Here is a 13,662-nt window from a genome sequence, read left to right on the forward strand (position 1 = left end):
GGCTGGTTCGCGTTTTCCGCGAACCAGCCCCGCCGTCGATGTCGTGCGCCGCCAGGGACTCGAACCCCGGACCCGCTGATTAAGAGTCAGCTGCTCTAACCAACTGAGCTAGCGGCGCCTGCTGACGTCGTAGACCTTAGCATCCTGGTCCTGGGGAGGAGAAATCGATATCCGCACCGCCGAACGGGCTGCCCGGACGGCCGCCCACAGCAGGATTTCGGGGCCCGGCAGCCAGGGGTGACGGGTGTCCGGAGCCACCATCCAGCGTGTCGAGGCACCGTCCGGCGCGGGGGTGAGCGCGGGCACGGTCACCGCGTCACCCGTGCCGTGGCACAGCAGCGGCGGCACCGCCGCGGTACGGCCGTCCCGGCGGCCTTCGGCACTCCACTCCTCCCACTCCAGCAGCGAGGGCAGCCGCTGGGCCGTGCCCGGCGCCGCGAACAGCAGCGTCCGCCCGCGGAACGCGGCCACCGGCCCGGAGCCCGGACCCTCGCCCCACAGCCGGTCGAGCATCAGCCGCCCGAACATCGCCGGCGCGCTGACGATGTCGAACACCGAGCCGCAGGGCAGCACCACCGGGGCGTCCGGCCGCTCCCGCCAGTGGGTGAGCGTGCTGCGCGGATACGTCCCGGCGGAGGCCAGCCAGACGGCGCCGTCCGGGGTGACACCGATGGGTTCGTCGTCGCATGCGCTGCTCATACCGCCAGGTCTACCGGGGGTGAACGGCCGAATTCACAGGGTTGCGGGAAACCGGGACGGGAGAGGGGAGGTAGGAGTATCTTGCCCGCCCGGCATATGCCAGATGACCGGACGGGCCGAGCAGCCGGGATTCGGCGTGGTCGGGGTCGGCGCGCGGCCGGCTCGCCCGGTCGTGCCGGTGCGTGCAGGGCCTGCCGGGCGCTCCCCGGGCACTGCCGGGTCCTCCCCGGGCACTGCCGGGCGCTCCCCGGGCACTGCCGGGTCCTCCCCGGGCACTGCCGGGGTCCTCCCCCAGGCCCTGCCGGGCGCTCCACGGGCACTGCCGGGTGCTCCCCCAGGCTCTGCCGGGCGCTCCCGGGCTCACACGGGGTCGGCGTGCCCCCGCCCCTCCGTGTCGCCCCGCAGCAGATCACGGCCGAACTCGACCATCTTCTTCGCGTAGTCCTCGGTCCACTCGGCCCGCTCGCCGATGTCCGCCGGGGTCAGCCGGTCGAAGCGGCGCGGATCGGCGAGCTGCGCCGCCGCCATGGCCTGGAACTCCACCGCCCGGTCGGCCGCCGCCCGGAAGGCGAGCGTCAGCTCCGTCGCCCGCGTGAGCAACGCGGCCGGATCGTCTATCGACTCCAGGTCGAAGAAGTGCTCCGGATCGCCGGCCGCCTCGGCGGGCTCGAAGAGCAGGGGCGCGGGGCGTAGCCGCGGTTCGTTCCGACGCGGCGTGGGCTCCGCCATGTCTTCTCCTCCTCGTACGGTTCGGATGACGCCGCAAGGCACGGCGCCGGTGCGGTGGACCACCCTCCATTGTCCCCCGATGGCGCAAGGGGCACTCCGCCCCGCACTCTCAAGCCTCCCGGGGCCCCCGATGTTCCCACCGGTTCGAGGCTTCCAATCGGTGTCCGGAAGGGCGAGGTCAGGGTCTCCAGGGCACCCGGTGTTCCGCCAGGTGGGCCAGTACCGCGTGGTTGGCCTCCCAGCCGTCCGGGAACTTCACGAGGGTTCCCAGCTGGACCGGTTCCGTCGACGGGTAGGCGTCGAGGAGGTCGCCCACGCCCGCCCGGCACACCACCACGCACGCGTGCCGGTGGCGGGAGGCGAGGACGCACAGGCGGCCCGTCTCCAGGTGGAAGGCGGTGGCGTCGGGGCGGCCGGAGAGCGGGTGGAGGATCACCGTGACGTCGAACTCCATGCCCTGGAGCCGGTTCGCCGTGTCCACGGTCACCTCCCGGACACCCAGCTCGGCCAGCGCCGCCCGCACGGCCGCCGCCTGGTCACGGTGGGCCGTGCCGACGGCCACCCGGTCGGCGGTCAGCGGAGCCGGGTCGGAGGAGAGCTCCGAGGTGGCCGCGCCGCCCCGGTCCAGCAGCCGCCTCACGACCGTCGCGACGGCCCGCACCGCCTCCGGGTCGGTCCGGGGCGTGTGCCGGGCGGGCAGCTCCAGCAGGCCCCAGCCCGATTCCGCCGCCTCGTCGATCACCCGGTCGGTCCCGGAGCCGTCCGAGGGGACGGCGAAGGACAGCCGCCGGTCGCCGTGCCCGGTGCCGCTGCGGAACGGGGTGTACGGGTAGAACGCGTCGGACACCAGGGGCGCCGCCGACGCCGGGAGCCGCCAGGACACCGGCAGCCGGTGCTGCGGCAGCTCGGGGTTGTGCGCGAGCAGGGTACTCACCGCCGAGGCCGACGGGTCGTACGACAGTCCCGCCCACTGCTCGCCGCCGACGATCGAGAACGGGTCCAGCTGGCCCGGGTCGCCGACGAAGAGCGCCCGCTCGAACAGCCCGGCCACGGCCAGCAGCCCGTCCGACCGCATCTGGTACGCCTCGTCCACGATCGCGTGCCGCCACGGCTCGTCGACCTTCACATGCGCCCACTTGGCGGCGGTGGAGATCACCACCGGCAGGCCCGCCAGGTCCGATGCCTTCGCCGACTTCCTGACGTTGGCCAGCTCATCGAGAACCTTGTCGTACGGGTCGGTGTCGCTGCTGTGCAGCCGGCCCACCGGCAGCGCGGGATTCTTCACGGCGAGCCGTACGACCAGGTCGTCGACCTGCGCGTTGGTCTGCGCGACCACCATCAGCGGCCGCCCCGCGTCGGCGAGTTCCAGCGCCGCGCGGACGACGAGCGTGGACTTGCCGGCGCCCGGCGGGGAGTCGACCACCACCCCGCGCGCGGTGCCGTGCAGCGTGTCGCGCAGGATCGCGTCGGTGGCGCGGGTGGCGGCGGTACCGGGGTCGACGGCGGCCTCGGTGGTCACAGAACGTCCTCCTGGGTGACGGAGTCGGGGGCTTCGGGCACCTGCTCGCCCGGCGGTCCCCCGTGCGTCCACGGCGTGTCCTCCGGGGCGGGCAGCTTCGCGCCGCCGCGCTGCTCGTGCTCGAAGAGCGTGAAGCAGAGCCGGTCGCCCTTCTCGGGCACGGACCCCACCTCGGGCTCCTTGCCGCGGCCCATCTTGTCGACGATCCGCAGCACGAGAAGATCCTCCGCCGCCCGCTCCACGAACTCGGCCGCCTGCGGCTTCCCGCCCAGCGACCGGTACACCTTCGCCCGCTCCCCGAGCTGCGGCCGGTCGTCCGTCCGTACGGTGACCAGCGGGCGCGGACTGGGCCGCTTGCTCTCGCTGTACGCCATGACCACGTCGACGATCTCGCCCGCGAACGCCTCCCCGGCCAGCCGCCGCCCCGCCATCACCAGCGGGTCGTCGAGCGCCTGCTGCGCCTCCAGCCGGGCCTGTTCGCGCTCCCGGGTGGCGAGCTTGTTGGCGGCGGTGACCGCGTCGTCCCGCCGCGGCTGCGGGGGCTCGCCGGCGACGACCCGGTCGCGGTGGCCGGTGAACGACCAGCGGTCGCGCGTCCACCGCTCCTCGACGTGCGCGCCCTCCGGCAGCTCCCGCAGCAGGTCGAGGCCCTGCCACACCTTCTCCCAGGTGGGCAGCGTCCGGCTCTTCACCAGTTCGCGGATCTCCCGCTCGGCCGCGGTGAGCGCGCCCAGCCGGTCGTCGGCCTGCAGGCCGTCCTCGGCGGCGGCCAGCGCGGTACGCGCGCGGTCGTAGCGCTCGATGGCCGGGGCGAGCAGCTTGTTGTCGAACGCCGGGTCGGTCGCCGGACCGGCCGGCGGGCACCACAACTGCCCGTCGGCGTCCCGCGCGAGTTCCGCCCGCAGCGCCGCCGCCGCGCCCGGCTCGCCCGGCGGCGGGGCGATCCAGGCGAGCTGGGCCCCCAGGTGCTGGTCCTCCAGGCTGGACTGCCCGGTCGCCCAGTGCAGGCCCAGGAGCTCCGTCATCGCCGTCAGCAGCGAGGAGCCGGGCACCCGGGAGCGCTCCCCGAAGTGGGTCAGCCACCGGCCGAGCAGCGGCACGCGCGGGGGCGCGGGATGCGGCGTCTCCGGGTCCTGCTCCGCCGTGCGCCGGAAGCGCATGGTGCGGCCCAGCAGGCGCACGAGGTCGACGCCCGCCCGGCTCGGCACGATCAGCTGGGGCGCGTCGGCGCACAGCTCGACCTCGACCTTGACGCGTTTGCCGGTCTCCGGGTCGGTCTCGTTGCGTTCGGCGGCCTCGACGACGTCGGCGTAGGAGTCGAGGTACGGCAGGACGACGTCGGCCAGTTCGGCGAGGAACGCGAACCTCAGGTCGCGGTCGCGGGGCTGCGGTACGACGAGCAGGCGCGGCGCGTCCCGGTCGGTGCCCACCAGCGCGCCCAGGGGGGCGCCGGCCTCACCGGCGGTGGTCAGCGGCACGAAGACCAGCGGCCGCTCGGACAGGTGCCGGTGCCGGACGGTGGCGGTGGGCTGGGCGCGGCCGGTGGTGACGGCCTCGAGGCGGGCGAGGGTGGTGATCAGTGACACATCGTCCCCAGGGCCTCGGCGCGGAGCTGTGCGGCCCGGCGCAGGGCGGCCACCGCCGGATCCCGTGGGTCCCCGGTCTCGCCGCGCGCCGCCGCCAGGACGTCCTCGACGGTCGTCAGCCCGCCCAGTTCGGCCCGCACGGAACGGCCGAGAGAGGTGACCGCGCCGGCCGCGCGGGAGCGGTCGCGGCAGTGGAAGGCCAGCTCACAGGCGGCCAGGCACTCGGGCGCGTACACCGCGGGAACCGCCTCGACGGCCGCCGTGAGCTGCTCGGCGGGCAGCTCGGGGGAGAAGCAGGTGCCGTCGGGGAGGGCGTCGGCGATGTCCTGGATGCGGGTGAGGCGGGCCAGTTGGCGCCGGGTGACCGCGCGCTGTTTGCGCACGTCCACGGCGGAGGCGGTGGGCAGGTTGGAGAAGTCCTTGGGGCAGACCAGGAGGACGCGGTGGCGCACGGACGGGGCCGGGTCGAGGCGGGCGGCGACCTCCTCGAGGGCGAGCACGTACACGGCGGACTGGCGGGCGGCCGCGCCGACCTTCGCCGGGTCCGCCGAACCGTCCAGCATCGGGAAGGACTTGATCTCCACGACCGTCCAGCTGCCGTCCGGGTGCACCACGACCGCGTCCGGCTCGAGGAAGGCGGGGGAGCCCGCGACGTCGAGGGCGATCATCGGATGGTCCAGGAGCGTCCAGGTGCCGGCCGCCGCGGTGGCCTCGCGCAGCGCCAGCGCGGTGCGCGCGGTGCGGCCCTCGGGGCCGATCGCGGAGAGGTCCGGCACAGCCGCGCGGGAGGGCGGTGCCGCGCCGGGGTCCAGCCGCTCGTGCACCAGCCGCAGCAGTTCCGCGCCGCCGTCCCGCTTCACCTTCGCCTCGAACGCGTTGCCGCGGGTGAGGGCGAACTGGGACTGCCCGAAGGCCGAGGGCGAGCCCAGCGCGTCCGCCAGCGTCGCCTTGTCCACCCCGGCGCCGTCGAGGATCGCGCGCCGCTCGCAGCCCGGGTTCGCGGCCAGCGCCGCGAGGGCGCGGGCGTCCAGCGCCTTGGCCGGTACGTCGGGGCCGCGCAGCTCAGCGAGCCGCTGCCGGAGCGCCGTCCCCCGCGTCCGCGTCCGAGGGGGTGGCACCCGGCTCGGCTCCGGGGCCGAACCGTGACTCGCGCTGCCGTGGAATTCGCTCACCCGTCGAAGTCTGGCATCCGCCACTGACAATCGGGGCCGATGTGCTCGGCGAGGCCGCCGCGACCAGCGGGACACGGGCCGCGAAATACACCCGGGCGCGGTCCGCACCGCGCATCACCAACGGCGTCAGCAGCAGCCCGACACCCATCACGGCCGCGCCCGCGACCGCGTCGAGGAAGTAGTGGTTGGCGGTGCCCATCACCACGAGTGTCGTCACCAGCGGGTAGAGGACACCCGCCGTCTTCGCCGTGCGGGTGCCGGCGTGGCGCCACAGCATCAGGCCGCACCACAGGGCCCAGCCGACGTGCAGGCTGGGCATGGCCGCGTACTGGTTGGTCATGCCGCCCATGCCGCGCGGGGCGCTCGCCTCGCCGCCCCACCAGCCGTACGAGCTGTACTGGGCCATGGTGTCCACGAAGCCGTGGCCCGCCGACAGCAGCCGGGGCGGGCAGGTGGGCAGCAGCGTGAAGCCGATGAGGCCCATGAACGTGGACGTCATCAGCCAGGTGCGGGCCGCCCGGTAGCGCACGGCCCGTGACCTGAACAGCCAGACCAGGATCACGGGCGTCACCACGTAGTGCAGCGACGCGTACCAGAAGTCGGCCGGCACACCTATCCACGCCTGGGTCCTGAACAGCCGGTTCAGCGGGTGCTCGGCGTTGATGTGCAGGAACTCCTCGACGCGCAGGATCGCCAGGCCGTGGTCGACGGCGGTGGTCACATCGCCCCGCGCGAGCAGCCGGCCCGCGGAGTAGCAGGCGTACACCAGCAGGATCAGGGGCAGCTCGGTCCACCAGCGCAGCCGCGTACGCGGGGCCGCCTCGGTGCCTGGTGTCTCGGTCTGCGGCATCCGATCGCCTCCCCCTTCGTGTCGCTGTGTCGTCGCTGCTGCGCCGGTGGCGCGGGACGGGCCACTTTACGGCGTGTGCGTGCGCCCTTTATGGGCGCCCCGGATCTCAAAGACGCTGAGATCGCCCGCCGGGTTGCCCCTGTTCAGGGTGAGCGATGATGGAGGGGATCCGCCCCCGATTTCCTCCCTGCTCCGTCCCAGGGTTTCCCCGGAAAGGTCCCCCATGGCACCGCGCATCCTGCTGGCCCGGCACGGACAGACGGAGTGGTCGCTGTCCGGCAAGCACACCGGCAGGACCGACGTGCCCCTCCTGGAGGAGGGCCGCAGGGGCGCCAGGCTGCTGGGCGAGCGGCTGCACCGGGCGCCGTTCGGCGGTCTCGCGGACGCGGAGATCCGTACCAGCCCGCTGGCACGCGCGCGTGAGACGTGCGAACTCGCCGGCTTCGGCGAGCGGGCCACCGCCTGGGACACCCTCATGGAGTGGCACTACGGCGCCTACGAGGGCATGACCCCCGCCGAGATCCACGCCGCCCGGCCCGGCTGGCTGATCTGGCGCGACGGCGTCCCCGAGGGCGAGACCCTCGCCGAGGTGACCGCCCGCGCGGACGAGGCCGTCGCCTGGGCCCGCTCGGCCGACCGGGACGTGCTGGTCTTCGCGCACGGGCACATCCTTCGCTCCATCGGGGCACGCTGGCTGGGTCTGCCACTGGACTTCGCGGCCCGGATACGTCTGAACCCGACGTCCCTGTCGCTCCTGGGCTGGGCCTACGGCGAACCGGCGATCGAGAGCTGGAACGACCTCGGACACCTCGGGTAGCCGCGAACCCGCCCGGCGACCGCGGGCGGTCTCGGGGACCGTGTCTCACACCGTCCGCGGTGTCGAGGCGTGCCGTTCCAGGAAGGTGGACACGCCACCCGCCCGCCGGTGCGGCAGCAGCACTCTGGCCGTGCCCGCCAGCATCGTCTGGATCCTGGACGACTGGACCTGGTCCAGCAGATCCAGCACCCGCATCCCGGCCACCGCCGCCTCGTCGGGACGGCCCCCGCGCGCGAGGTCGTCCGCCAGCTGGGCCGTGTACAGCGCGATGTTCCGGGTGAAGTGCGGGTCCTGGAGGTCCGCCGCCCGCCCCGCGTGCCGGGCCGCGCGCGGCCAGTCGCCCAGCGTCGACCAGCACTGCGCCTCGAGGCCCTCCAGTTCGGCCTCGCCGTAGAAGGTCATCCACTCGGGGTCGTTGTCGCAGGGGCCCCGGTCGTAGAGGGCCTGCGCGCGGACGAGGGCCTGCTCGCAGCCCGTGCGGTCGGCGAGCCCCGCCCAGCCGCCCGCCTCGCGCAGCGCCAGCAGCGACAGCAGACGGGGCGAGCCCAGGGGGCGGGCGACGCGCTGGGCGGCCTGGGCGGCGCGGACGGCCTCGCGGGGTCTGCCCGCGTCCCGCGCGAGGAACGCCGTGTTGCAGAAGGCGTGCGCCTCCAGCGCCTCGTCCCCGGTCATCCGGGCGGTCGCCAGGGCCTCCGCGTAGTGCGAGCGGGCGTCGTCGAACCGGCCCGAGTCATGTGCCAGCCAGCCCACCGAGATGGCGAGCTCGCCGGCGCCCGAGTGGAGCCGGTCGGCGGTCGTCTGCCGGGTCGTCCCGGCGTCCAGCAGCGCGAAGGCGGCGCGCAGCGGAGCGGCCGCGCGCCGGTAGAGGCCGTCGGCCCCGTGCCGGTCGTCCAGCAGCCGGATTCTGCGGACCGCTTCTTCGAGGGCACCGGCCTCGCTCGTTCCCGCGCGGCGCACAGGGCGCTTCACCGACGCGTCGTGGGCGAGCCCGCGGGGGCCCAGGGTGGCGGCGGCCATGGTGGCACCTCCGCCGGTCATGAATGCGCGACGCAGCACGTCGCTCTCCTCGTGGTCGTGGTCGTGGTGCGTGTCGTACGGGTCCTGCGTGTCATACGGCTCATGCGCCCCACCCGTCTCATTCGTGCCCCGCTCGTCACTGGTGGTGCGCTCCGGTCTCGTGGTGTGTACACAGGGCGTGTCCTCGGCGGGACGCGGCCCCCGGCCGCGTACGGACGCTCGGGACGCGAACCCCAGATCGGTGAGCGTGCGGCCGGGGAACATGTGCAGGAACACCCGCTCGTACGCGTAGTTGGGGCAGCGGATCTCTCCCGCCTCGACGCGCCCGATGTAGCGCGCGTCGCAGCTCACCCGCTCGCCGATCTCGCGCGCGGCCCGCCGCACGAGCGCGGCGAACTCGGCCGGCGAGCGATGTCCGCGCAGGTGGCGGAAAGCGAGGTTGGGCCGTGCCGGCCGGTCGGGCCGAGGTGGGGTCACCGTTGACGACGCCATGGCCGGGTCCTCTCGTGCGAACCGTCGAACCATGCCGGAACAGGGATGAGTTGTCCGTGTGGCACCCTTGTTCCCGGCGGGCAAGAACGTACCTGCTGTGGTCGGGCCGCCATGCGGTGTTTGGCCACAAATCGGATATCTCATCCGCGATCTGCCATGAACTGCCATCCTTTGCGGCGGACTTCCGCCGTAGCCCTTGACGTCCTGAGGCGTTCAACCCTGTGGACTACAGGCGGGCTGCGCGGTGGAGGCCGGGATGGAGACCAGCCAGAGCAACAACGATCCTTCTATGCCGTCGGCGGTGGCGTGCGACCTGGTGACGGTGCCGACCCGTCAAGGACTGGAGGCGGTCGACATCCTGCGGAGGGGGCCGGCGGGGGACGGGGTGGGGCCCGTCCTGCACGACGACGGCGACGACACCCTCGGCTTCGTGGTGCCGGCCGGGACGGCGGCGGCCTGGGACGTGCCGGGCAGTACCTGCACGGTGACCGACGGCCGGGGGCTGCGACTCGCCCCCGAGCCGCCGGCCCGGGGCTCGGACTGGCTGGTGCCCCCCGGCGAGGCCGACCTCGCGACCGATCCGGCGGTGCTGCGGCGTGCGTTGGGCGAGGCGGCCCGGTTGATCGAGGCGGCGGACAGCTGCCGCTGAGGGCGCCTCCGGCGTGACCGGCGTGACGCGCGCGTTCCCGACCCACGCGCGCCGAAGGCCCTGACCTCATGCGCCGAAGCGCCCTGACCGCGCGCGCCGAAGCGCCGCCCCAAGCTCACGCGCCGAAGCGCCCTGACCTCACGCGCCGAAGCGCTCGATCGCGCGCGCTGTACGGCCCGACTGCACGCGCGTGTGTCCGTGACCTCCTCGACCTCCGTGCGTGCTGCCCGTGCGCGCTGTCCGGGGCGCTTTCGGCCGGGCGCGCGGGGAGCCCGCGCAGCCTGCGAAAATGCTGTCATGGCAAAGTCCAGGAACACCCGGCGCGAGCGGGACGCCGATGCCGCCGTCGTCGAGACCGTCGACGGCGGGCTCGCCCAGCTCGTACCCGACCGGGACCGGGCGCGGGCCTGGACGCTGCTCATCGACGGAGCGCCCCAGTCGCACGTCGACCTCGACGACCCCGCGTATCTCTCCTTCGAGTACCAGCGGCGCCTCGGCCATGTCATCGACCTCATCGCCCCGCCCGGCAAGCCCCTGCACGCCGTGCACCTCGGCGGCGGCGCGTTCACCCTCGCCCGGTACGTCGCCGCCACCCGCCCCCGCTCCACCCAGCAGGTCGTCGAACGGGACGCGGCCCTGGTCCGACTGGTGCGCCGGGAACTGCCGTTGGACCCGGGGGCGCGGATCAGGGTCAGGTCCCTCGACGCGCGCGAAGGTCTCGCCAAGGTGCCCGACGGCTGGGCCGATCTCGTCCTGGCCGATGTGTTCAGTGGCGCCCGGACCCCGGCCCACCTCACCTCGACCGAGTTCCTCGACGAGGTCCGCAGGGCCCTGAGGCCCGGCGGGGTCTACGCCGCCAACCTCGCCGACGGCCCGCCGCTCGCGCATCTGCGCGGCCAGATCGCCACCGCCGCCGCCCGGTTCGCCGAACTGGCGCTGGTCGCGGATCCGGCCGTGCTGCGCGGCAAGCGGTTCGGCAACGCGGTGCTCGTTGCCTGCGATCTGCCGTTGCCGGCCGCCGAGCTGACCCGCCGGGCCGCCTCCGATCCGCACCCCGGCCGGGTCGAGCACGGCCGGGCGCTCACCGACTTTACCGGCGGCGCGGCAGCGGTGGTGGACGCGTCGGCGGTGGCCTCACCGGCACCCCCGCCTTCGGTGTTCCGCTGAGTCAGGTCCCGGCTCAGAAGGGCAACCCCCGCGACAGCAACGGCGGATGACGCTCGTACGGCGCCGCCGGGTCCTCCTTCCCGTCGCCCTCCACCCAGTGCCGTACGAGGGTGGTGAACACGCCGATGAAGGCGGCGGCCGCGCACTTGACCTCCAGGCCGGATGCCGGCCGTCGGGCGGGGCCTAGTAGGTCCCCACCTCCACCCGGGGCGGTCCGTCGTGCCAGGTGCAGAAGACCGACACCCGGTCCGCGCCGGAGCCGAACTCCACCCGGATCCACGACTGCGTCTTCCACACCTGCATCGACCAGCCCGGCCCCGGGGTGGCCGAGACGAGCGTCGCGGAGGCCTCGCCCAGGTCGAAGACGACCCGCCCGCCGTCGGTGTCGTAGCTCTTGACCTGCCCGGAGGTGGTGGACGTGGGGGACGGGGAGGGGCTCGCGGCCACCGTCCGCGAGGGGGCCGGTGTCGCCGGGGTCCGGCTCGGGGACGGGGACGGGCTGTGCGCCGCCGACGGCCGGCCCGTCGGCGAGGCCGGCGGCTTCGACACCTGCGTGGTCGCCTCGGCCGCGCTGAGCGGCAGGGCGCGCGGAGGATCGTAGGCCGTGCCCGTCATCACCGTGTGCACACCCCACCACGACAGCGAGACCGCCGCGCCCGTGGCGAGCGACCAGGCCAGTACGTGTACGAGTCCTCTGCGCATCGCGGCCATCTTGCCCCACCCGCCTCATCCGTGTCGTACGGATGTCCCCTCGGCCCGCACCGCCGGCTCACCGGTCGTCCACAGGAGCCGAGTTGTCCACAGGCCCGAATGACCCCCGTCCGCATGGCGTAGGTTGCGGCGCATGGCAAGTGTGCTCGTGGTCGAGGACGACCAGTTCGTACGCTCGGCGCTCATCCGGCAGCTGACCGACGCCTCGCACCTCGTGCGCAGCGTCGGTACGGCGCTGGAGGCGCTGCGCGAGGTCGCCCATTTCCGCTTCGACGTGGTCATCCTCGACCTGGGCCTGCCCGATCTGGACGGCTCCGAGGCCCTGAAGATGCTGCGCGGCATCACGGACGTCCCGGTCATCATCGCCACCGCGCGCGACGACGAGGCGGAGATCGTCCGGCTGCTGAACGCGGGCGCGGACGACTATCTGACCAAACCGTTCTCGGTGGAGCACCTGTCTGCCCGGATGGCCGCCGTGCTGCGGCGGGCCCGGTCCGGCGCCGCGGAACCCCCGCCCTCCAGCGTCATCCGCGTCGGCGGTCTGACCGTCGACCCGCTGCGCCGGCAGGCCGAGCTGGACGGCGTACGGCTCGACCTCACACGCCGTGAGTTCGACCTGCTGGCCTTCCTCGCCGGCCGGCCGGGGGTCGTGGTCCCGCGCCGGGAACTGCTGGCCGAGGTGTGGCAGCAGTCCTACGGCGACGACCAGACCATCGACGTCCATCTGTCCTGGCTGCGCCGCAAGCTGGGCGAGACGGCGGCGCGGCCGCGCTATCTGCACACCCTGCGGGGCGTCGGCGTGAAGCTGGAGCCCCCTGTCCCGGACTCCGGGGGGACGGGGCCGCTGCGATGAGATGGGCACTGGTCAAGGTCTGTCTGGCGGTCACCACGATGGTCGTGATCGCCTTCGCGGTGCCGCTCGGCCTCGTCATCAAGGAGATGGCCCGCGACCGCGCGTTCTCCAACGCCGAGCGGGAGGCCGCGGTCGTGGTCCCGGCGCTGTCCATCACGACCGACCGCGACCAGCTGGAGCGGGTCGTCGCCTCGGCGGGCTCCGACGACGGAATGGCGGTGCACCTCCCGGCGAGCGAGGGCCGGGCCGCCGTCGACCTCGGCCGGCAGCGCGCGGCGGACACGGACATCGCGGCCGTACGGAAACTGGGCCGCGCCTCCACCGCAGAGGTCCCCGGGGGTTCCGCGCTGCTCCAGCCGGTCGCGCTGAGTCTGGGGACCGTGGTGGTCGAGGTGTACGTCCCCGAGTCCGAGGTGAGCAACGGCGTCGGCACGGCCTGGGCGGTGCTCGCGGCGGTCGGGGCCGCGCTGGTCGTCGGCTCGGTCGCCGTCGCCGACCGGCTGGGCGTACGGATGGTGCAGCCGGCGAAGCGGCTGGTCGAGGGGGCGCACGAACTGGGGGAGGGGCAACTCGGGGCGAGAGTGCCCGAGGAGGGTCCGAGCGAACTGCGTCTCGCGGCGGTGGCGTTCAACTCGATGGCCGATCAGGTCGTCCAACTGCTGGCAAATGAGCGCGAGTTGGCGGCGGATCTGTCCCACCGGCTGCGCACCCCGCTGACCGTGCTGCGTCTCAACGCCGCCTCGCTGGGCGACTCGCCGGCCGCCGAGCAGACGAGAACGGCCGTCGCTCAGCTGGAGCGCGAGGTGGACACGATCATCCGGACGGCGCGGGAGGCCAAGCCGCAGACGGCGGCGCCAGGTCCGGGCGCGGGCTGTGACGCGGCGGAGGTGGTCCGGGAGCGGATGGCGTTCTGGTCGGCGCTCGCGGAGGACGAGGGCCGCAAGGTGCGCACGGCCGGCGTCGACCGCCCGGTCCGCATACCCGTGGCCCGCACCGACCTCGCCGCCGCTCTGGACGCCCTGCTCGGCAACGTCTTCCGGCACACCCCGGAGGGCACGGCCTTCGCGGTCGACGTCCACAACGGCGAGGACGCGGTGATCGTCCTCGTCTCGGACGCGGGCCCGGGCATCCACGACCCCGAGGCGGCGATGGCCCGCGGTCGCGGCTCGGGCACCGCGGGCTCGACCGGCCTCGGTCTGGACATCGTCCGCCGGCTCGCCGAGTCGACGGGCGGTGACGTCCGCATCGGCTCCTCGGTACTGGGCGGGACCGAGGTACGCGTCTGGATCCAGCTGAACGGCCGGGAGCCGGTGCGCAAGGGCCACCGGGGGGCTGTGCGCAGGCGGCGACGGGCGGTCGCCGGCCGCTCCTGAGGGCCGGATCGCCGGCCCGGATCGGTCT

Annotated in this window: 13 protein-coding genes and 1 tRNA gene; 5 read left to right on the top strand and 9 right to left on the bottom strand. The window is 74.1% G+C overall.

Translation table 11 applies throughout. The features are described from left to right. Window positions 1-44: 44 nt before the first annotated feature. From ACFWBB_RS35465 to ACFWBB_RS35495, 7 genes are all read right to left on the bottom strand, one after another. A tRNA-Lys gene (locus ACFWBB_RS35465) sits at window positions 45-118 on the bottom strand. Further along, on the bottom strand, window positions 109-699 hold the full coding sequence (locus ACFWBB_RS35470; protein ID WP_385281105.1) for a bifunctional DNA primase/polymerase: 591 nt from the start codon (window positions 697-699) through the stop codon (window positions 109-111). Before ACFWBB_RS35470 ends, ACFWBB_RS35465 begins: the two co-directional genes overlap by 10 nt. Window positions 700-1,059: 360 nt before the next feature. After that, window positions 1,060-1,428 carry a hypothetical protein gene (locus ACFWBB_RS35475; RefSeq protein ID WP_310435087.1) on the bottom strand — a complete coding sequence of 123 codons (369 nt, stop codon included), beginning with the start codon at window positions 1,426-1,428 and terminating at the stop codon, window positions 1,060-1,062. 178 nt (window positions 1,429-1,606) lie between these two features. Continuing rightward, window positions 1,607-2,947, bottom strand: coding sequence for an AAA family ATPase (locus ACFWBB_RS35480; RefSeq protein WP_385281107.1), 1,341 nt, complete (start codon window positions 2,945-2,947; stop codon window positions 1,607-1,609). Further along, window positions 2,944-4,533, bottom strand: a complete 1,590-nt coding sequence (locus tag ACFWBB_RS35485; protein WP_385281109.1) for a hypothetical protein — start codon at window positions 4,531-4,533, stop codon at window positions 2,944-2,946. The genes ACFWBB_RS35480 and ACFWBB_RS35485 overlap by 4 nt, the downstream gene beginning before the upstream one ends. Then, window positions 4,524-5,651: a hypothetical protein gene (locus ACFWBB_RS35490; protein WP_385281112.1), complete on the bottom strand. Its 1,128-nt coding sequence runs from the start codon at window positions 5,649-5,651 to the stop codon at window positions 4,524-4,526. The genes ACFWBB_RS35485 and ACFWBB_RS35490 overlap by 10 nt, the downstream gene beginning before the upstream one ends. After that, entirely contained in the window at window positions 5,596-6,555 is a 960-nt protein-coding gene (locus tag ACFWBB_RS35495; RefSeq protein ID WP_385281115.1) for a phosphatase PAP2 family protein, read from the bottom strand. The genes ACFWBB_RS35490 and ACFWBB_RS35495 overlap by 56 nt, the downstream gene beginning before the upstream one ends. A gap of 223 nt (window positions 6,556-6,778) precedes the next feature. Between ACFWBB_RS35495 and ACFWBB_RS35500 the strand changes: the two genes are divergently transcribed. Then, complete coding sequence (locus tag ACFWBB_RS35500; RefSeq protein WP_385281117.1) at window positions 6,779-7,372, top strand: histidine phosphatase family protein; 594 nt, start codon at window positions 6,779-6,781, stop codon at window positions 7,370-7,372. Between the two features lie 45 nt (window positions 7,373-7,417). Here the strand turns inward: ACFWBB_RS35500 and ACFWBB_RS35505 are convergent, their stop codons facing one another. Continuing rightward, on the bottom strand, window positions 7,418-8,881 hold the full coding sequence (locus ACFWBB_RS35505) for a hypothetical protein (protein ID WP_385281120.1): 1,464 nt from the start codon (window positions 8,879-8,881) through the stop codon (window positions 7,418-7,420). A gap of 256 nt (window positions 8,882-9,137) precedes the next feature. On the opposite strand from ACFWBB_RS35505, the gene ACFWBB_RS35510 reads away from it, so the two are divergent. Further along, the gene (locus ACFWBB_RS35510) at window positions 9,138-9,530 is read left to right on the top strand and encodes a hypothetical protein (RefSeq protein ID WP_385281123.1); all 393 of its coding nucleotides are present in this window, start codon (window positions 9,138-9,140) and stop codon (window positions 9,528-9,530) included. A 297-nt stretch (window positions 9,531-9,827) separates the two neighbouring features. Continuing rightward, window positions 9,828-10,697 carry a spermidine synthase gene (locus ACFWBB_RS35515; RefSeq protein WP_385281125.1) on the top strand — a complete coding sequence of 290 codons (870 nt, stop codon included), beginning with the start codon at window positions 9,828-9,830 and terminating at the stop codon, window positions 10,695-10,697. 183 nt (window positions 10,698-10,880) lie between these two features. Here ACFWBB_RS35515 and ACFWBB_RS35520 read toward each other — a convergent pair whose 3' ends face one another. Further along, window positions 10,881-11,399 (bottom strand): hypothetical protein, encoded by a 519-nt coding sequence (locus tag ACFWBB_RS35520; RefSeq protein WP_385281128.1) that lies wholly within the window; start codon window positions 11,397-11,399, stop codon window positions 10,881-10,883. A 142-nt stretch (window positions 11,400-11,541) separates the two neighbouring features. On the opposite strand from ACFWBB_RS35520, the gene ACFWBB_RS35525 reads away from it, so the two are divergent. Both ACFWBB_RS35525 and ACFWBB_RS35530 read left to right on the top strand, forming a co-directional pair. Beyond that, a complete protein-coding gene (locus ACFWBB_RS35525; protein WP_385281129.1) occupies window positions 11,542-12,261 on the top strand; it encodes a response regulator transcription factor in 720 nt (239 codons plus the stop codon). Next, window positions 12,258-13,634 carry an ATP-binding protein gene (locus ACFWBB_RS35530; protein WP_385281132.1) on the top strand — a complete coding sequence of 459 codons (1,377 nt, stop codon included), beginning with the start codon at window positions 12,258-12,260 and terminating at the stop codon, window positions 13,632-13,634. Before ACFWBB_RS35525 ends, ACFWBB_RS35530 begins: the two co-directional genes overlap by 4 nt. Window positions 13,635-13,662: the final 28 nt, after the last annotated feature.

This window comes from Streptomyces sp. NPDC060000 (assembly GCF_042737375.1).
In the GTDB taxonomy this organism is placed as follows: Bacteria; Actinomycetota; Actinomycetes; order Streptomycetales; family Streptomycetaceae; genus Streptomyces.

What these genes read in the sequence shown, in the direction of transcription:
- ACFWBB_RS35470 (WP_385281105.1), bottom strand. Translation starts at nt 699, where the DNA reads ATGAGCAGCGCATGCGACGACGAACCCATCGGTGTCACCCCGGACGGC.
- ACFWBB_RS35475 (WP_310435087.1), bottom strand. Translation starts at nt 1,428, where the DNA reads ATGGCGGAGCCCACGCCGCGTCGGAACGAACCGCGGCTACGCCCCGCG.
- ACFWBB_RS35495 (WP_385281115.1), bottom strand. Translation starts at nt 6,555, where the DNA reads ATGCCGCAGACCGAGACACCAGGCACCGAGGCGGCCCCGCGTACGCGG.
- ACFWBB_RS35500 (WP_385281117.1), top strand. Translation starts at nt 6,779, where the DNA reads ATGGCACCGCGCATCCTGCTGGCCCGGCACGGACAGACGGAGTGGTCG.
- ACFWBB_RS35505 (WP_385281120.1), bottom strand. Translation starts at nt 8,881, where the DNA reads ATGGCGTCGTCAACGGTGACCCCACCTCGGCCCGACCGGCCGGCACGG.
- ACFWBB_RS35510 (WP_385281123.1), top strand. Translation starts at nt 9,138, where the DNA reads ATGGAGACCAGCCAGAGCAACAACGATCCTTCTATGCCGTCGGCGGTG.
- ACFWBB_RS35515 (WP_385281125.1), top strand. Translation starts at nt 9,828, where the DNA reads ATGGCAAAGTCCAGGAACACCCGGCGCGAGCGGGACGCCGATGCCGCC.
- ACFWBB_RS35520 (WP_385281128.1), bottom strand. Translation starts at nt 11,399, where the DNA reads ATGCGCAGAGGACTCGTACACGTACTGGCCTGGTCGCTCGCCACGGGC.
- ACFWBB_RS35525 (WP_385281129.1), top strand. Translation starts at nt 11,542, where the DNA reads ATGGCAAGTGTGCTCGTGGTCGAGGACGACCAGTTCGTACGCTCGGCG.
- ACFWBB_RS35530 (WP_385281132.1), top strand. Translation starts at nt 12,258, where the DNA reads ATGAGATGGGCACTGGTCAAGGTCTGTCTGGCGGTCACCACGATGGTC.